Source organism: Pedobacter terrae (assembly GCF_900100705.1).
Classification (GTDB): Bacteria; Bacteroidota; Bacteroidia; order Sphingobacteriales; family Sphingobacteriaceae; genus Pedobacter; species Pedobacter terrae.
On record NZ_FNCH01000003.1, the window covers coordinates 288433 to 306416 of the forward strand.

Below are 17984 nucleotides of genomic sequence, written 5' to 3' on the forward strand. Positions count from 1 at the left end.
TCGGCTGCGCTACACTTCGCTCGAAATGACGACTTCTTGAACAACTTTACACAATGAGGAATATATCTACTTCTGGCTTGCAGCCCAGGCATTCATTTTATTTTCAAAAACAGATAAGGGGAAAGATCCATCTTTTAAAACAGCGGTATGAAAAGCTGCTAATTTAAACTTCGGACCCAATTCCTTTTCATATTTGCTTCTCAATTCCCTTACTTTCATAGCTCCGGTTTTATAGCCTAAAGCCTGTGCAGGTATGCCCATATAACGTTCAATTTCTGCGGTGGCACCTTCCGTACTAATTGCTTCATTGTCTGTCATGTATTTTATAGCTTCCTCCCTGCTCATGTTTTTGGTGTGGATGGCTACATCAACCACTAAACGGATGGCCCGGTGCATCTCATCGCCCAAAGCACCCATGTGTTGGTAAGGATCCTGATATAGGTCCAGTTCTTTCCCTAACGACTCGCAGTATAAGGCCCAACCTTCTACATAGGCATTATGTCCGCCAAAACGGCGGAAATTAGGTAACGATTTATTCTCTTGCGTTAAAGAAATCTGGTAATGGTGGCCGGGGATAGCTTCATGAAGAAACAGCGATTCCATACCCGAAGTGGTGTTAAATGTTTTCGCATCTAAAATGGGTACATAAAAAATCCCTGGCCGTGAGCCATCTGCAGAACCTTGATTATATTCGGCACTGGCCGATGCAGCCCTGAAAGCTTCTGTTTGCCGGATTTCGAAAGGCGTTTTAGGCTCTACCTCAAACATCTTTTTCAGATTCGGTTTCATGCGTTGGTGGATATTTTCAAAAGCGGCCAGCACTTCTTGCGGTGTTTTATACGGCATGAATTTTTTATCCGTTTTCATGTATTCGAAAAAGGCTTTTAAATCGCCTTTAAAGCCAACCAAGTTTTTGATGCTATCCATTTGTCCCTTAATCCGGGCAACTTCTTTTAAACCTGTTTGATAAATTTCTTCCGGTGTTTTGTTCGTGGTGGTTTGTTGTTTTACCAGATAAGTGTACCAGGCCAATCCGCCGGGCATAGCCGAATAGCCTGAGGTAGTTCTTGCTTTCGGCAGATATTCGTTCTGTAGATAGTCGCCCAATTTTTTATAGGTAGGAATAATTACATTGTTAATTGATGTGCGATACGCTTCTGTCAACTTTTGTTTATCTGCCGCAGAAAAACTTGCTGGCATTAATTTAACTGGCCCGTAAAATAAACTTTCTTCGGGTTTGGCTGCCACCATGCTTTCCATTTGAGGAATCATTTTTATCACCAATGCTTTTGGCAATACAATGCCTGCTGACGCACCTTTTTTAAAATTTCCGATGGCCGTATCGGCCCACACCGAAAATGCATCAACACGTTTTAACCAATCTTCGTAATTTTTTACCGTTTTAAATGGTTGTGCACCTGTGCCTGAACCCAATTGGCCGATGGTTAAGGGTAATGCAAACATTTGGTTAAACGGGAGGTATTCAGAATGATATTTTAACCCTTCCAGATTAATTTCCAGTTGATCTTTCAGGTAATCGAAAGATAATTTATCGTTTGCATTTAAATTTTCGCGGTCATATTTACCCAGGCTATCCAGATAACGCTGATTGTAGCTTTTAAACTCTTTTAAATAGGCTTGCGATCCGTCATTTGCCAAAAGATCATTGTAACGTTCATCTCCAATGTAGGTAGCACTTAAAGGGTTTATTTTTAATCCATCCTGATAATATTGTTCGCAAAGGGCCGCAAAGGCTTTGTTTTCTGCGCCATTATCAGGACTGTTTTTTTGCTTACAGGCAAGCATTACAGTAATGCAGGCAGCAAAAAGAAATATCTTTTTCATTTATTTTGAGTTAAGGTTCTAATCAAAAATAGGAAATTAAGTCGCCATTTACGAAAAGCCTTAAACGCAAAAAAGCCATCCAAAAAGGATGGCTATAATATATGATCAGTGTGAACTGAAAACTGTGAAATTGCTAGCTGATTATGCTAATAACCTGATTGGCTCTTCTAATAAACCTTTTAAGGTTTGTAAGAATTGTGCTCCGGTTGCACCATCAACCACACGGTGATCGCAACCTAAAGTTAGTTTCATTACATTGCCAGGAACAACAGCACCATTTTTAACCACAGGCACTTGTTGAATAGCACCTACCGATAAAATTGCACCATCAGGAGAGTTGATAATAGAAGTAAACTCATCAATACCAAACATCCCTAAGTTAGATACGGTGAAAGTAGAACCTTCCCAATCTGCCGGTTGTAATTTTTTAGCTTTTGCTTTAGCACCAAAATCTTTTACTTCTGCAGAGATGTGTGATAAAGATTTTCCATCAGCGAAACGTACAACCGGTACCAATAAACCATCTTCAACTGCCATGGCTACACCAATGTTAGTATGTTCGTTAAATCTGATTTTATCGCCACCCCATGATGAGTTAACAGCCGGGTGTTTTTTCAAGGCAACGGCAACCGCTTTAATTACGATATCGTTGAAAGAAACCTTAACAGGAGCAACCGCGTTAATAGCTGTACGTGCAGCCATTGCGTTGTCCATATCAATGCTAATGGTTAAATAGAAATGTGGGGCTGTAAATAAACTTTCTGCCAAACGTTTTGCAATTACTTTACGCATTTGCGAAACCGGCTGTTCCGTAAATTTAACTTCACCCACAAATTGAGGAATAACTGGTGCTGGTGCAGCAGCTTTCTCAGCAGCGGGAGCTGATGCAGATTCTGCTTTTGCAGGCGCTGCACTTGGTTTAAAGTTTTCGATATCTTTTTTAATGATACGGCCACCTTCTGCACTACCCGCTACCTGTGCTAAATCGATCCCTTTATCTTTAGCAATTTTCTTAGCTAGAGGAGATGCTTTAACACGGCTATCTGAAGAACTTTCTGCAACAGGAGCAGATGAACCTGAATCAGCAGTTGCAGCTTGTTTTTCTTCTTTCGGGGCTTCGCTTTCAGCTTTAGGAGCTGGAGCTGAACCACCTGCCAAAATTCCACTTACATCGGTTCCTTCCGGACCAACAATAGCAATAATTCCATTTACTTTTGCCGCGGCACCTTTTTCTACTCCGATGTGTAATAAAGTTCCGGTTGCATAACCCATAACTTCCATAGTTGCCTTATCGGTTTCTACGTCAGCAAGAACATCATCATCTTTTACTTTATCACCAACTTTTTTATGCCATTCAGCAATTACGCCTTCAGTCATGGTATCGCTTAACAAAGGCATCCGGATCACCGTAACACCTTTTTCTGCTAATTCTTCTTCGCTTAAACCACCACCTTGTGCAGGTGCAGTTTCTTCTTTTTTATCTTCAGCTTTTGGAGCCTCGTCTTTGCTTTCAGTCTCCGGACCTGCCGATTCCTGACTTCCTGACTTTTCTGCTTCTAATGCTGCTTTATAATCTTCGCCTTCTTTACCAATAACGGCCATGATCGCATCAACCGGAACAGCTGCTCCTTCTTCTACACCTACGTATAAAAGTGTGCCATCCCAATAAGATTCCATATCCATTGTTGCTTTGTCAGTTTCTACTTCTGCCAAAACATCGCCGCTTTTCACTTTATCGCCCACTTTTTTATGCCACTTCGCCAAAACCCCTTCGGTCATGGTGTCGCTCATTTTGGGCATTTTAATTACATCAGCCATTATATCTAATTAATTGAAATCTTATTAATATTAGTCCATTACGTAAGGATAGTCCTGTTGCATATATACGTCTTTGTATAATTCAGACGCATCAGGCCAAGGTGATTCTTCAGCAAATTTTACTGCCTGATCCACAATTCCTTTTACTTTAGCTTCAACTTCTTCAATCCAGGCCTGATCAGCATACTTTTCTTTTAGAATAGTTTCTCTTGCTAATTCAACAGGATCTTTTGCTTTATAATCTTCTAATTCTTCTTTGGTACGGTATTTTGCCGGATCTGACATCGAGTGACCACGATAGCGGTAAGTTCTCATTTCTAAGAAAGTTGGCCCTTCACCTTTACGTGCACGTTGTATAGCTTCATCCATAGCATTGTGTACAGCAACCGGATCCATACCGTCAACTGGTGCACAAGGCATATCGAAACCTAAACCAATTTTATAAATATCGGTCATGTTTGTGGTACGTTGTACTGAAGTACCCATGGCGTAACCATTGTTTTCGCAAACGAAGATAACAGGCAATTTCCAAAGCATGGCCATGTTAAAAGTTTCGTTTAACGCACCCTGGCGCACCGCACCATCGCCCATATAACAAATGTTTACATTGTCAGTACCTTTATATTTTTCAGCAAAAGCAACGCCAGCACCTAATGGAATCTGACCGCCAACAATTGCATGTCCACCGTAGAAGTTATGTTCTTTACTGAACATGTGCATTGAACCACCTTTACCTTTAGAGCAACCTGTAGCTTTACCGTACATTTCGGCCATAATACTATCAGCACTAACTCCTAAAGCTAAGGCATGAGCATGATCACGGTATGTTGTAATCATTGAATCACCTTTTTGCATTGCAGATATAGCGCCTGCAACTACAGCTTCTTGTCCAATGTATAAATGACAAAAGCCACGTATTTTTTGTTGTCCGTATAACTGGCCAGTTTTTTCTTCGAATTTGCGCATAAGCAACATCGACTCAAACCACTTTAACCAGGTATCTTTATTTATTTCTACTGCACTCATTTTAGGGTATTTGTTTTTTGCGACAGCAAATCTAATTTTTTTATTGTAATTTTTGGCACTCTTCAGTGTAAAAACATCATAGTAGTGGGGTTATAATCAGATTTAACAGTTGTTTTACAATTAAATATAAACCATTGTTAATCATGTTCATTTAACACCGATTTTTTATAATTAAATTAACACCCTTTATCATAATATGGAATCAATTTATTCTGAAATTTAATTCTGTATATGTGCCGATATCCATAATTTAAAAATATGGGATTTTTTATGATTAACCGTGAATTTGAAGGAAACATTTTTTAGTAAAAGCAATATTTTTCCCCTAAAATTTTAAGCATAATTGGTGGATAAAAAATAAAAATGTTAATAACTTTCATTTTTTCTAAGATTACATTTGGATAACATTTGTATAATTGATACTTTTGACAACCAACAATAAGCCCATGTGGTGTACGTTAATGTGTAAGTGAATACCCAAACATAACTGTATAACATGATTAAAAGATTTTTGTTTTCTACTCTAATTGCTATCTGTACGCTCTCAGCCGCATTTGCGCAAACAAAAACAAAAGAATCTGGTAAAGAATTAAATGACCCCGATAACCTTGCATCACAGTATTTTTCGCAGGTAATGGGTGTAGCGGTAGATGCAACCTCAAATTTAAAACTATACAAGTTTATTTACGAATGGATCGGAACGCCATATAGTTATGGTGGAAATACCAAAAGAGGGATCGATTGTTCGGCTTTCACTAAAGCTATTTACGATAAAGTTTTCAACACCACCATCAGAAGAAATTCGCGTGATATTTTCAGCATGGTAGATCCATTATCAAAAGAAGATTTAAAAGAAGGCGATTTGGTTTTCTTCAAAATCAAAAGCAGAAGCATTTCGCATGTAGGTATTTACCTGGGCGATAACAGATTTGCACATGCATCAAGCTCACGTGGTGTGGTCATCAGCAACCTTAACGAACCTTATTACAGCCGTTACTTTTACAAAGGTGGCCGCGTTTTAGAATCGTTTAAGAAAGAATTTACAGTAGAATAATTCAGTTAGCAGTTGACAATTTTCAGTTAACGGTTAATTAAATAAAATATAGAATCCTCCTAAAGAAATTTCGGAGGATTTTTTGTTTAATCATCGTTTTAAAAACATTCATTTCCTTTAAGTATCGTCATCCTGAATTTATTTCAGGATCTTTTTGCGATAAAAGCGATCAATAAAATAGCCTCCAAAACATACCTCATGAAGCTCATCAACACCATCCTAATCTTACCCTTCGTTGTTATAATCCTGATTAGTTGCACAAGCAATAATGCACAGGTTACAATACCTGTGGCCAGGCAGGATACCTTAATCAGGAAAATTAAAGATACCATATCTATTACTGCCGTAGGCGATATTATGCTCGGCTCTGCCTTTCCTGCTAAAACGAACCTTCCTCCTGATGATGCGGTAAACAGTTTCCAGGCGGTTGATGGTTTATTAAAAGGAGATATCGTTTTTGGCAACTTGGAGGGCTGCTTTCTGAACTCGGGCAATTCGAACAAATGCAATGGCATTAATCCCAACAATTGTTATGCCTTTAGAATGCCAGAGCGCTATGCCGGGATATATAAAGAAGCGGGATTTAATGTGTTGAGTATTGCCAATAACCATGTTGGTGATTTTGATACCAGAGGAAGGAAAAACACTGCCAGGATTTTAGATTCGCTGCAGATTCATTATGCCGGACAGGTAAACAAACCTTTTGAAGTTTTTGAAAAAGACAGCGTTAAGTATGCCTTCTGCGCTTTTGCTCCAAACGAGAATACGGTATCGATTAATAAGATTGATAGTGCAAAAGCTTTGGTTAGCCGTTTAAAAAAAATGGCTGATATTGTAATTGTTTCTTTTCATGGTGGTGGTGAAGGTGCAAGATTTGAACACGTTCCACGCAAGAACGAGATTTTTTATAAAGAAAACCGGGGTAATGTTTATGTCTTTGCACATGCGGTTATTGATGCTGGTGCAGATGTGGTACTGGGACATGGCCCTCATGTTACCCGGGCCGTTGAAGTTTATAAAAATAAATTCATTGCTTACAGTTTGGGTAATTTTTGTACCTATGGGATGTTCAGTTTAAAAGGCAATAACGGTATAGCGCCCTTACTTCAGCTAAAAGTAAATGCAAAAGGCGATTTTCTATATGCCGATGTGGTATCCATTAAACAAGATAAAATTAACCGCTTAACTCTTGATGATAACTACAAGGCCTTTAAACGGATTAAAGAACTGACGGATCTTGATTTTATTGGTCACCAGTTAAAATTTGCGGATAACAGAATCAGTTTAAAAGATTAATCTTCTGCGACATCAATTTCAAATTATTTCAGAATATTTGCCTTATGAAACCATCATGATTTTTCAAACACATAGTGGTATGAAAAAAATCTGATCGCTTCATCACCTTTAAAAACAATAATATACGGATGAAAAAAGGATTAATACTGCATTATATTATAGGCATTGCTGCTGCAATTTTAGTGCTTGCAGCAGCCTACTACATCAATCAAAATCCTAAAAACCTATTATCGGCAGGGATTATTATCCTGGCGGGTTGCTTGGTTGCCTTTAGCCAGTATCAGATTATTAAACAGAAAAAGAAACGGTGATGTCACTGCCGCTGTATGCTAACGCTAAATTAAATTTTGGTGTGTCAATATTCAGAATGAAAGCTTGACCTAGCTTTCATCCTTTGTATTTTTTACCAGACCTATCCCGGACACAAAGAAAATTAATCCGATTATTCCATAAACCAGCAATCCCCTGTTGTTTTGACTGTGGTTAACAAAGCCATATCCGGCATAAATTAGGCCAATAATTCCTAAAATGGTTAATATCGTTCCGAAGGTTCGTTTTACGTTCATGATCTGTTTTTAACATCAAACACGGAATTCAAACTTTTTGTTTGATGAAATTTTACGGAGTTGCTTCTATTTTGTTAAATTGTAATATTTAAATTACAATATTGACTTTATAATTCGAAAGTCTAACTTTAGGTATCATCCACCTGAAAACAGGTGGATTAATTTTTCATTTTTTCCTAAAACGTTTTAGTGAAACCAGATATATTTCATTTATCATTTTGTGAGTAGAGAACAGCAGGGGAAACACAATTACTTAATTTAAGGAATCAGCTCAACCTAAATATTAACCCCAATGAAATAGATTGTGATCTTACTAACCACTTTAAGAGATCCCTTCTAACATTAAAACAATCTAAACAGATGAAAAACAAACGGATTATCCTCTTGGGCATGCTCATTTTTGCCGCTTTACTCTCTTGTTCCAAAAAAGGACTGGAAGAATCTCAACCTGCAATGACAAAAAATGCCGTGGCAAATGTAAACAACACCCTGCTTGCCGATCCTCCGCTTACCTGGCAAGAACATTGGTTTGACCATGTGCAGGTATTGCAACGGTTTTACCACGATACGAGCATTGTAGTTTACCACGATAATGATGTAAGCAGTACGGTTACCTGGCCCAATACGTATTTAGCCCAGGTTTGGAATTACACCAAAAGTAAATATGGGTCGTTTGGTACAGACTCTCGCTTATGGGCCATTTTTCATACTGGAAAATATAGCGGGGGGCATCCCAGCACTTACATGGATGCCAGCCACGATTACCGAAATGTAATCGATGTGGGATCCTCGAGCACAAGTGCCTGGCTCAGCGGGACAGGGAACGATCTGGATCTTACCACACATGAGGTGGGTCATATTGTAGAAGGTGCTTCGCGCAATGTACTTAATTCGCCTGCCTTTGGTATCTGGCACGATAGTAAATGGATGGAAATTTACATTTATGATGTTTACATTGGTCTTAACCGTTCGGCTGATGTGCAACGTTGGTATAATTTGGTTGCCAATGGATCGGAAAGCTATCCACGTGCGCAAACGTATTGGTTTCGAGACTGGTTTTTCCCTATCTACTCGCAACAGGGAGATGCTTCTTCGCTAAATAAGTATTTCAGCCTGCTGGCACAGTATTTTCCTAAACAAACCGTAAATAATGGGCAAACCAATGTACAGCGCTTTTCAAGATCAATGAATTATGGCGAGTTTATCCACTTTTGGAGCGGCGCAACAGGGATGGATTTAAAGCCACTTGCCTTAAGCGCTTTTGGTAACCTGGATGAGCAGGGCAATGATTGGGTGTCACAGTTGAATGCGGCAAAAACTGCCTTTCCCGGTGTAACATACCTGAAAGATATAAGCAGCCAGGCAGTTGTGAGTGTGAGTAACGAAAATGCCGGCGGTGCTGCTGCAGCTGAAGGTTCTGCTAAACTTTCTGATAGTTATTATAATACCAAGTTCTTTTTGGGAGCTTACCCTAACACTTTTTGGGCACAACTCACTTTTCCCGGCAGTCAGGTAGTAAAAGGATATACTATTACTGCAGGGAACGATGCACCGGATCGCGATCCGAAAAGCTGGAAACTTATGGGATCTAACGATGGTACGAATTATACTCAACTCGATATCCGAAGTAACGAAACTTTTGACTTAAGAAGGCAAACAAAAAAAATGTTGATTTCAAACACTACCGCATACAAATATTATAAGCTCTTTATTACTGCTAATAACGGGAGCGTAGATTTGCAATTAAGTGAGTGGAGGTTGTTGCAATAATATCAACTGCAAAATAAAGCTGATCCCGGAATTTACGAGTTGATCAATTCCGGGATCATAATTTGCAAACGTATCTTTTAAATTATGCTTTAAATTTTACCAAACACCTAACCTGTTTGCCGGCGCAACATACATTTTTGCAGTTGCAGGAATGTTAAATGCTTTATAAAATGCTTCCATGTTATACACAGGCCCGTTCACACGGAACATCTCTGGACTATGCGGATCTGTCTTTAACCTTACGCGCATACTCTCGTCGCGGGTTTTGATTCTCCATACTTGTGCAAAGCTTAAAAAGAAGCGTTGATCGGGTGTAAAACCATCAATCTTTTTATCACCTTTTCCTTGTTCAGTTAATTTAAAAGCATCATATGCTATGTTCAATCCGCCAATATCGGCAAGGTTTTCGCCCAATGTTAATGAGCCGTTTACATGCTGATTATCCAAAAGGGAAAAGTTATTGTAAAATGCTTCTACTTTACCGGCTTTTGCTTTAAATTGATCAGCATCGGCTTTTGTCCACCATTCTTTTAAATTGCCCATTGCATCATATTGGCGGCCCTGGTCGTCGAAACCGTGTGTCATTTCGTGACCAATTACTGCACCGATTGCGCCATAGTTAATGGCATCATCTGCACTAAAATCAAAGAAAGGAAACTGTAAAATCCCAGCCGGGAAAACAATTTCGTTGAAAGACGGATTGTAATAGGCATTAACGGTTGGTGGCGTCATTCCCCATTCTGTTTTATCTACATTTTTGCCGAGTTTATCCATCATTTCTTTGTAGGCATGTTTACTCGCAGATTGAAGATTTGCATAATAAGTGTTTTTCGAAACCGCTACATCATCATATTTTTTCCATTTATCAGGATACCCGATTTTTTTGATAAAGGCATTTAGTTTTTCCAAAGCTTTCTTTTTGGTATCAGGTGTCATCCAATCTACTTTCTGGATTCTTTCTGCATATACTTTCTGTAAGTTGTTTACCAAAGTTAACATGCGCTCTTTAGCCTCTGGTTTGAAATACTTTTCGGCATATAACTGACCTAAAAGCTCGCCTAAATTACGATCGGTAGCATTTACAATGGCTTTCCATCTTTCGGTTGGTGCTTGTTGACCAAAGAGTGTTTTAGAGAAAAAGTCAAATCTGGCATCTCTGAATTTTTTGGTAAAAGCATTGGCTGATTCATTCAGGGCATCAAATTTTAATTTCTCTTTCCAGATTTCTATAGGCTGGCTTTTTAAAAGCGATGATAAGGTTTGGTAATATTTTGGCTGCCTAACAATAACAGTATCCGTACTTGCACCCAATTTGTTTAGCACGGATTTCCACTCTATGTTTGGGGTCTGTTTTTGAAAATCAGCCACCGTCATTTTGTGATAGTTTTTCTGTGGATCGCGCAGTTGAACAGGCGTTGAATGGGATTGTGCAATTGCTGTCTCCAGTTTTAAAATATCATTAGCGTATTTAGCTGCATTTGCAGAATCGCCTGAGAGGGTAAAAATTTTTGTAATGTATTTAATGTACTCAGCTCTGATTTTTTTGGCTTTATCATCCTGGTCTACATAATAACTGCGATCTGGTAAGGTAATGCCGGCTTGCGTAAATGACAGTGCATTTTTGGAGCTTAATTTATCATCTGGTTCAACACCAAATCCTAATAAATCGCCTTCACCATTTTTATAGCCCTCGGCAATAAAATTGATTAAATCCTGATCATTTTTAATCCTATCTATTTTACTTAAAAGTGGTTTTATGGGTTCGATGCCCAACTTTTCGATAGTAAGGGTATCCATTCCGCTGGTATAAAAATCGCCAACTTTCTGTTCCGCGCTTCCTTTAGCTGCCTGAGCTTTTGAAGCGTTTTCAAGAATACTTTTCAGATTCTTCAGGTTATCATTATATAATGTATAAAAAGAGCCCCAACCTGTTTCCGTTTTGGGAATTTGGGTATTTTTCATCCATTTTCCGTTGGCATACAGGAAAAAGTTATCACCAGGTTTAACAGTCGTATCCATGCCGGCCTTATCAAAAAAATCGGTACGTTTATTAACGATATCAGTTTCCTGATGGCTTTTATTCTGACATGCTGCAAATAGCAAAATGCCTGCGGCTAGGAGAAATAATTTAATTTTCATCTGCGTAAAATTTGTTTTTAAGTAATCAGATTTTCAATCCACTGCGCGGTTTGGAAAATCATGATGATTTTATTTATATAAGTTAGTTAGGAAACATAAAGCTACAAAATGCCTGATGTAGTTTGTATGAATTTTTATACCTTCATAAAAAAAATCTAATTATGCAATACACCGTTTACATTTTAGTAGTAATAGGAGTTATTTTACTGCTAAGTTCATTCGTAACCGTTAAACAGGGCACCATTGCCGTAGTTACCGTTTTTGGTAAATACCAAAGGCTTTTAAGACCAGGTTTAAATTTTAAAATCCCTCTGATAGAACAAATTTATTCACGGATATCGATTCAAAACCGCTCAGTTGAACTTTCTTTTCAGGCAGTAACGCAAGATCAGGCCAATGTATACTTCAAGGCCATGCTGCTTTATTCTGTAATTAACCAGGATGAAGAAACCATCAAAAATGTAGCATTTAAATTTGTTGATGCGAGCAATCTGATGCAGGCATTGATCAGGACCATCGAAGGATCTATCCGTGCGTATGTGGCTACCCAAAAGCAGGCGAATGTATTGGCCCAGCGAAATGAAATTGTGCTTCATGTTAAGGAGCAGATTGATCAGGTATTGGATGGATGGGGTTACCATCTTCAGGATCTTCAGTTAAACGATATTACTTTTGATGAAGAAATTATGCGCTCAATGAGTCGTGTGGTAGCCTCTAACAATTTAAAGGCAGCTGCTGAAAATGAAGGACAGGCTTTATTGATTACCAAAACTAAGGCTGCAGAAGCAGATGGTAATGCAATTAAAATTGCGGCTACAGCAGAGCGTGAAGCTGCACAATTACGCGGACAAGGTATTGCGTTGTTCCGTGCAGAAGTTGCCCATGGTATGAGTAAAGCTGCTCAGGAAATGGAACAAGCCAATTTGGATATTTCAGTGATTTTATTTACGATGTGGACAGAATCCATCAAACACTTTGCTGAGAATGGGGATGGCAACGTTATCTTTTTGGATGGAAGCACCGAGGGCATGAATAAAACCATGAAAGAAATGATGGCCATGCAGATGAGTAAACAAAACGAGCCTATCGGAAAGAAATAAGCCCGGCCATATAGGTTGTCAACTTTAATAAGCACTTTGCTGGGAAGTTGACAACTCTGAAATTCAATAATGGTGCTGTTAGATGTTACCATCTAACAGTTAAAGACATTGTATTTTATAGTAATGCCCGACACGAGTTGTCGACTTTAATAACCACTTTGCGAGAAAGTTGACAGCTCTGAATTCAACAAAAAGGCCGCTTTAGCATTGCTAAAGCGGCCTTTCCTTTTAGAGATATTTGTTAATTCTTCTGCACTATATACCTAAGTTCATTACATAACTACCAGATTGCTGCATAAAATCGCCCATTACCCTTAGCGATTCATCTTCAATAAAATCGAATGCATCTTGTTTAGTTACTTTATCTCCCTTTTTAAGTGCAGGCAATCCTCTTAACGCCCTTAATTCGTTTTGTCTGGCTAGTGTTTTAGCTTCCTGCGCATCGCGTTCAGCTTTAAGTTTTGCCTCGTTTAAAGTTACAGAAACTTCGCTATCACGTTTTTTAAGGTCTGCAATATCTTGTTTCAGGTATTTAAAATCCAGGGAGTTTGCAATACGTTGCTCGCTATTTTTAATCAATTGTGCCTTAACAGCAGTTAAATTTGCAACTGCTTTAAAGTTCGAACTAGGAATAACATCCCAAGGCAAAGCAGATGGTTCTGTATCTTCTCCAATTTTATCCATTGGGTAAACAGAAGGGAAAACAACATCAGGAGTTACGCCTTTGTGTTGTGTGCTGCTACCTGCTACACGGTAAAATTTTGCCATGGTTAAATTGATCTGGCCTAAATTAATATCAGCAGGGTTGGCACTGCTGGGAGAAGTTCCTACAGTTTTATCTTTTGAGATCAATCCTGCTAACCTTTGCAGCATATTTGGGTTTACCAGCTTATTTAAATCGATTGAAGATTGAACAGTACCTTTGCCATAGGTTTGGCTACCCATAATAATCCCACGTCCATAATCTTGTATAGCGCCTGCAAATATTTCTGATGCCGATGCGCTTAGGCGATCTACCATTACACCAAATGGACCATCCCAGGCCACACCACTGTTTTCATCCTGGTCTACTTCGATTTTTCCACGTAAATCTTTTACCTGTACAACAGGTCCTTTATCGATAAACAATCCGGTTAATGATATGGCTTCAACCAATGATCCTCCACCGTTTCCACGTAAATCCATTACAATTGCATTTACCTTATCGTAGGTTTTTAAGGAGTCAATTAATTTTTTAACATCTCGGGTAGTACTTTTGTAATTTTTATCACCTGCATTTGCGGCTTTAAAATCTGCATAAAATGCTGGTAAGGTAATAATTCCGATTTTATAATCTTTACCATTACTGTTAATGGTTTTAACTTTCTTTTTTGCACTTGTTTCTTCCAAAACAATTCTGTCACGAACCAATTCTATAATTACTGGTTTCGATGACATTTCTTTACCTGCAGGAATTACTTTTAAACGAACCTTGGTTCCTTTCGGGCCTTTGATTTTTGAAACGGTGTTGTCTAACCTCCATCCTACAACATCCACAAACTCCCCGTCGCCTTGTGCCACAGCAATGATTCTATCTCCAGCGCTCAACTGTTTACCTTTAAAAGCAGGTCCGCCAGCAATGATTTCTGAAATTTTAACAACTTCATTTTCTAATTGTAAACGGGCACCAATACCTTCGAAAGAGCGGGACATATCTTCATTGAATGCTGCCGCATTGGTTGGGTTAAAATAATTGGTATGCGGATCAATGGATTCGGTAAAAGCATCCATCAAAATTTGGAAAACATCCTGGTTATTGGTTTTTGACGTTTGCGACTGTAGGTTTTTATAGCGTTTGGTTAGTGTTTCTACATTCTTTGCTTCGGCAGTACCAGCTAAATTTAGGTTGATTAATTCGTATTTAACACGTTTTTTCCAGTTATCATTTAATGCTGTTAAAGAAGTTGCCCATGGCTGTTTTTCCCTATCGTATACATAAGTATCGTTTTGGTTAAAATCAAATTTTGTTTTAATCTGCGCCAGAGAATAATTGAAATATTCGTTAAGTCTTTTAGCGTAAACGTTGTAAATGAAAAATGGACCGCTCAGATCGCCGTTTTTGAAATCATCATCTAAGGTAGATCTGTATTTGTCAAATTCCTTGATATCTGATGCCAGAAAGTAATTTTTGCCTGGATCTAAAGATTTGATATACTTATCTAAAACAATAGATGAAATGGAATCGTTGATTTGAATTTTTTTGTAATTATAACTCTCAATCAAATTTACAATCTCTTTTATAACGAGTTGCTGTTGCTCATCAGGTTTCACATTGGTAATCCCCTCCACCATGGGCTGAGTTTTAGGTGCAGCCTGACAAGCAAGCACTGCTGCAGTAAAAATTACAAAAAATATTCTCTTTAACATTTCTTTAAATGATTTAAAATCCATTTCCAATTCTATATAGCCAATATGATACCATTTTAGCAAAAAAACAAAAAAGAGACAGCATTATTACCGTCTCTTGTTATATTTTATCAAATCTAACTAAAAGCTTTTTATTTAACAATTTCTCATGTAGAACGTTGAGTATAATTTTTTGTTTTACCCAAAACAGAAATTTGTTTAGTTACAACCCCTTACAGCTAATTATAAACAAAATGGAAGAAAAATTTACAGAAAAATGTGTTGCCTGGTTAGCTTGGGTTTACCTTTTTACCGGTGGTTTTGTTGGCAATTGTCTCTCTGGCATCTTTAATCTGTGTTTTATACTGACTGGTTTTGATGGAGTTTGCCAGCCATTCGGCCGATTTAAGATCTCTCAGTGCAAGCGTAAAATCTTTCTTTTTAATTTTAACCTGAACAATGCCTAGAATAGATTCGATGTAAGCGTTATTGCTTTTTAACTGTTTTGCCAGGATACCTTGCTGGGTGTAGAACCACATGGACTGTGTATACTTGGTATTGGCCAGATAAACTTTGCCCAAAAGGCTGTAAGTGTTCATTATTCCTGCCCTGTTCCCGGTTTTAGAATAATTTTTTAGTGCCACATTTAAGAGGATTTGCTCCGCATCGGCGAAACGGCCAAGTTGATAGTGCATATTGCTCATTTTGATAACGGCCAGTCCGTACCTATTGAAGTTTTTTACGGAGTTATATTCAAAAGCTGCCTTGCCAAATAAGGTGAGGGCTTCGTTGTAATCGCCTTTCCGCTCGAAATCTTCTGCTTCCTCAAAAAAAGAATTCCCATCTTCCAACTCAAATTTAGATACCGCTATACTGATCGCATTACCATTAGGTTCCTGGATCTCAGATTTATCTAGATTTTGAGCTTGTAGTTGTAATGATGCAAAAAGGCCAATTAAAGCCAATACAATTTTGGTCATGCAACAAAAATAATACTTTAAATCTAATTTCAGCTAAATACCTGTAAATTAACATCAAAAGATGCCCAAACCATGTAAGGGTGCGAGTCGCAATGGTAAACTTCACCTGTTGCAGTAATACCTACAACACCTGCAAAGCCATCAAAGGCTTTAAGTTCTGCAAAAGATTTATCCGTTGCTTCTTTTAAAGAAAAACCATCGGTAACGCGGGTCACAATTTTTGCAGCCAGGGCACCGCTTACAATATCTTCACCTACTCCGGTACAGGAAATACCGGCATGTTGATTGGCATAGTTGCCTGCTACGGTTGCAGAGTCGCTTACCCGGCAAGGAATTTCAAATCCTTTTCCGCCGGTTGATGTTGCTGCAGCTAAATTTCCATCTGCATCAAGTGCTACACAGCCTACTGTTCCTTTATTGTTCTTTTGGTTTAATTTAGCTTCGTATTCTGATTGGCGCTGTGCTGTAATCGGATCAAAATATTCAAAACCATTTGTTCTGGCAAATTGCTGGGCACCCGCTCCACTAAGCACCCGGTCATCGGATGTGAGCAGTTTCTGTGCAATCTCTACAGGGTTTTTAACATCTTCTACATTAATTACACCGCTAAATTTCTCGGTTTTGCCATCCATTAAGGCGGCACTTAACCTTACTTTTCCATCGCTTTGGATCTGCGAACCAATACCCGCGTTAAATAGATCGTTATCTTCCAACAATGCAACTGTATAAACAACGGTTTCTAAAGCAGTATGTGTTTTTAGATATTCATGTCCGAGCGTAACAATTGAAGCTAAAGCATCTTGTTTAGCTTTTTTCGTTTCCTGGTTGGTAGACGATTCGCTGAAGAAACCGCCATGTATGATTAGTTTCATTTTTTTAGTATCGATGTTAGCATTGGGATTCGAATATCAGGTAGTGAGATGTGAATTTACGTAAACTGAAAACCACAAACTGCCTAATGTAAACTAAACTAGGCTATAGGAACAACCTTTGGATGATGGATCACCAGGCTATGGTCTGTTAAATCGTAAACGTCTCCATCGCACATCACATGTACCACCATGTTTTTAATAGAAACAGGCTGCCCCATTTCTACATCGGTTAAATTGGTATCGGCCATGGTGCGGCCATCTACTAAAATGACCATTCCAGAGCCAATGGCTTCCATTTTATGTCCATCAGCAATAAAAAGACCGGTGTCTTCGCCAAGTCCGATCCCTAAAATACCAGGATTACTGGCCGCGGCATACAACAAGCGACCAATTCTGCCGCGTTGAACAAAATGTGTATCTACAATAACATCATCTATAAAGCCTAATCCTCCTGTAATTTTAACCTCTCCTTTAAGTAAAGCATCTTTACTGCTTCCCTGATAAATCATGTTTTTGGAGCTTGCAGCTGCTCCGGCCGAAGTACCTGCAATGACCACGGGTTCATTTCTATATTTGTCTAATAGAATCTGATGGGTTTTTGTGCCACCGAATATTGAAGAAAGGCGGAGCTGATCACCACCGGTAAAGATAATCACTTCTGCAGCCTTGATCCGCTCATAATTTTCATCAGAATTGGCTTCTTCCCGGTTGGTAATATTAAGTACACCAACATTATGCACATCTAATTGTGCATAAGCCTTGATATATTCTTCACCAACTTTTTCAGGCATTAATGATGCTGTCGTAATGATCTCGAAACGGGATTGGGTGTCCCTTAATGATTCCGTAGTAATCCGTTTTAAAATTCCACGCTCGAAAAAATTCATATTTTCAGGCAGTCCAAATTGCGTTTCTGCGAAGCTACCTGTATTTATTGCGCCACCAATGATGATGAGTTTACCTTTCGGAACCATTCTGTGTGTATTATAATTGTATCAAAAAACCCAAATATATAGGCTTAAGATAAAAAACACGACTTTTTTTGTAAAGAATATTCAATTTATTAACAAAAGTTGAAATATTATAGCCTAAAATTGACAGGATTGTACTTGAAAATAAAACAAATACACCTT

Annotated in this window: 14 protein-coding genes; 5 read left to right on the forward strand and 9 right to left on the reverse strand. The window is 38.5% G+C overall.

Features of this window, described 5'->3' with window-relative positions:
- Positions 1-66: 66 nt before the first annotated feature.
- The 3 genes from BLR60_RS06110 to pdhA form a co-directional block, all read right to left on the reverse strand.
- Positions 67-1845: a DUF885 domain-containing protein gene (locus BLR60_RS06110; RefSeq protein WP_090497854.1), complete on the reverse strand. Its 1779-nt coding sequence runs from the start codon at positions 1843-1845 to the stop codon at positions 67-69.
- Between the two features lie 141 nt (positions 1846-1986).
- On the reverse strand, positions 1987-3663 hold the full coding sequence (locus BLR60_RS06115) for a pyruvate dehydrogenase complex dihydrolipoamide acetyltransferase (protein WP_090497857.1): 1677 nt from the start codon (positions 3661-3663) through the stop codon (positions 1987-1989).
- Between the two features lie 30 nt (positions 3664-3693).
- Entirely contained in the window at positions 3694-4689 is a 996-nt protein-coding gene (pdhA, locus tag BLR60_RS06120; RefSeq protein ID WP_090497859.1) for a pyruvate dehydrogenase (acetyl-transferring) E1 component subunit alpha, read from the reverse strand.
- Positions 4690-5185: 496 nt separating this feature from the next.
- Between pdhA and BLR60_RS06125 the strand changes: the two genes are divergently transcribed.
- From BLR60_RS06125 to BLR60_RS06135, 3 genes are all read left to right on the forward strand, one after another.
- The gene (locus tag BLR60_RS06125; RefSeq protein ID WP_090497861.1) at positions 5186-5743 is read left to right on the forward strand and encodes a C40 family peptidase; all 558 of its coding nucleotides are present in this window, start codon (positions 5186-5188) and stop codon (positions 5741-5743) included.
- A 198-nt stretch (positions 5744-5941) separates the two neighbouring features.
- The gene (locus BLR60_RS06130) at positions 5942-7039 is read left to right on the forward strand and encodes a CapA family protein (RefSeq protein ID WP_090497863.1); all 1098 of its coding nucleotides are present in this window, start codon (positions 5942-5944) and stop codon (positions 7037-7039) included.
- A gap of 128 nt (positions 7040-7167) precedes the next feature.
- On the forward strand, positions 7168-7350 hold the full coding sequence (locus BLR60_RS06135) for a hypothetical protein (protein ID WP_090497865.1): 183 nt from the start codon (positions 7168-7170) through the stop codon (positions 7348-7350).
- Positions 7351-7419: 69 nt separating this feature from the next.
- Here BLR60_RS06135 and BLR60_RS06140 read toward each other — a convergent pair whose 3' ends face one another.
- Positions 7420-7605, reverse strand: a complete 186-nt coding sequence (locus tag BLR60_RS06140) for a hypothetical protein (RefSeq protein WP_090497867.1) — start codon at positions 7603-7605, stop codon at positions 7420-7422.
- 360 nt (positions 7606-7965) lie between these two features.
- On the opposite strand from BLR60_RS06140, the gene BLR60_RS06145 reads away from it, so the two are divergent.
- Complete coding sequence (locus BLR60_RS06145; protein WP_208600582.1) at positions 7966-9375, forward strand: discoidin domain-containing protein; 1410 nt, start codon at positions 7966-7968, stop codon at positions 9373-9375.
- A gap of 96 nt (positions 9376-9471) precedes the next feature.
- Here BLR60_RS06145 and BLR60_RS06150 read toward each other — a convergent pair whose 3' ends face one another.
- Positions 9472-11514, reverse strand: coding sequence for a M13 family metallopeptidase (locus tag BLR60_RS06150; RefSeq protein WP_090497869.1), 2043 nt, complete (start codon positions 11512-11514; stop codon positions 9472-9474).
- Between the two features lie 161 nt (positions 11515-11675).
- On the opposite strand from BLR60_RS06150, the gene BLR60_RS06155 reads away from it, so the two are divergent.
- Positions 11676-12614, forward strand: a complete 939-nt coding sequence (locus BLR60_RS06155; protein ID WP_090497873.1) for an SPFH domain-containing protein — start codon at positions 11676-11678, stop codon at positions 12612-12614.
- A 255-nt stretch (positions 12615-12869) separates the two neighbouring features.
- On the opposite strand, the gene BLR60_RS06160 is transcribed toward BLR60_RS06155, so the two are convergent.
- The 4 genes from BLR60_RS06160 to BLR60_RS06175 all read right to left on the reverse strand — a co-directional run bounded on the left by BLR60_RS06160 (position 12870) and on the right by BLR60_RS06175 (position 17825).
- Positions 12870-15020 (reverse strand): carboxy terminal-processing peptidase, encoded by a 2151-nt coding sequence (locus BLR60_RS06160; RefSeq protein WP_244155599.1) that lies wholly within the window; start codon positions 15018-15020, stop codon positions 12870-12872.
- A gap of 269 nt (positions 15021-15289) precedes the next feature.
- Positions 15290-15979 carry a tetratricopeptide repeat protein gene (locus BLR60_RS06165; protein WP_090497878.1) on the reverse strand — a complete coding sequence of 230 codons (690 nt, stop codon included), beginning with the start codon at positions 15977-15979 and terminating at the stop codon, positions 15290-15292.
- A gap of 29 nt (positions 15980-16008) precedes the next feature.
- Complete coding sequence (locus BLR60_RS06170) at positions 16009-16851, reverse strand: isoaspartyl peptidase/L-asparaginase (protein ID WP_090497880.1); 843 nt, start codon at positions 16849-16851, stop codon at positions 16009-16011.
- Between the two features lie 98 nt (positions 16852-16949).
- Entirely contained in the window at positions 16950-17825 is an 876-nt protein-coding gene (locus BLR60_RS06175) for a cyanophycinase (protein ID WP_090497882.1), read from the reverse strand.
- Between the last annotated feature and the right edge of the window lie 159 nt (positions 17826-17984).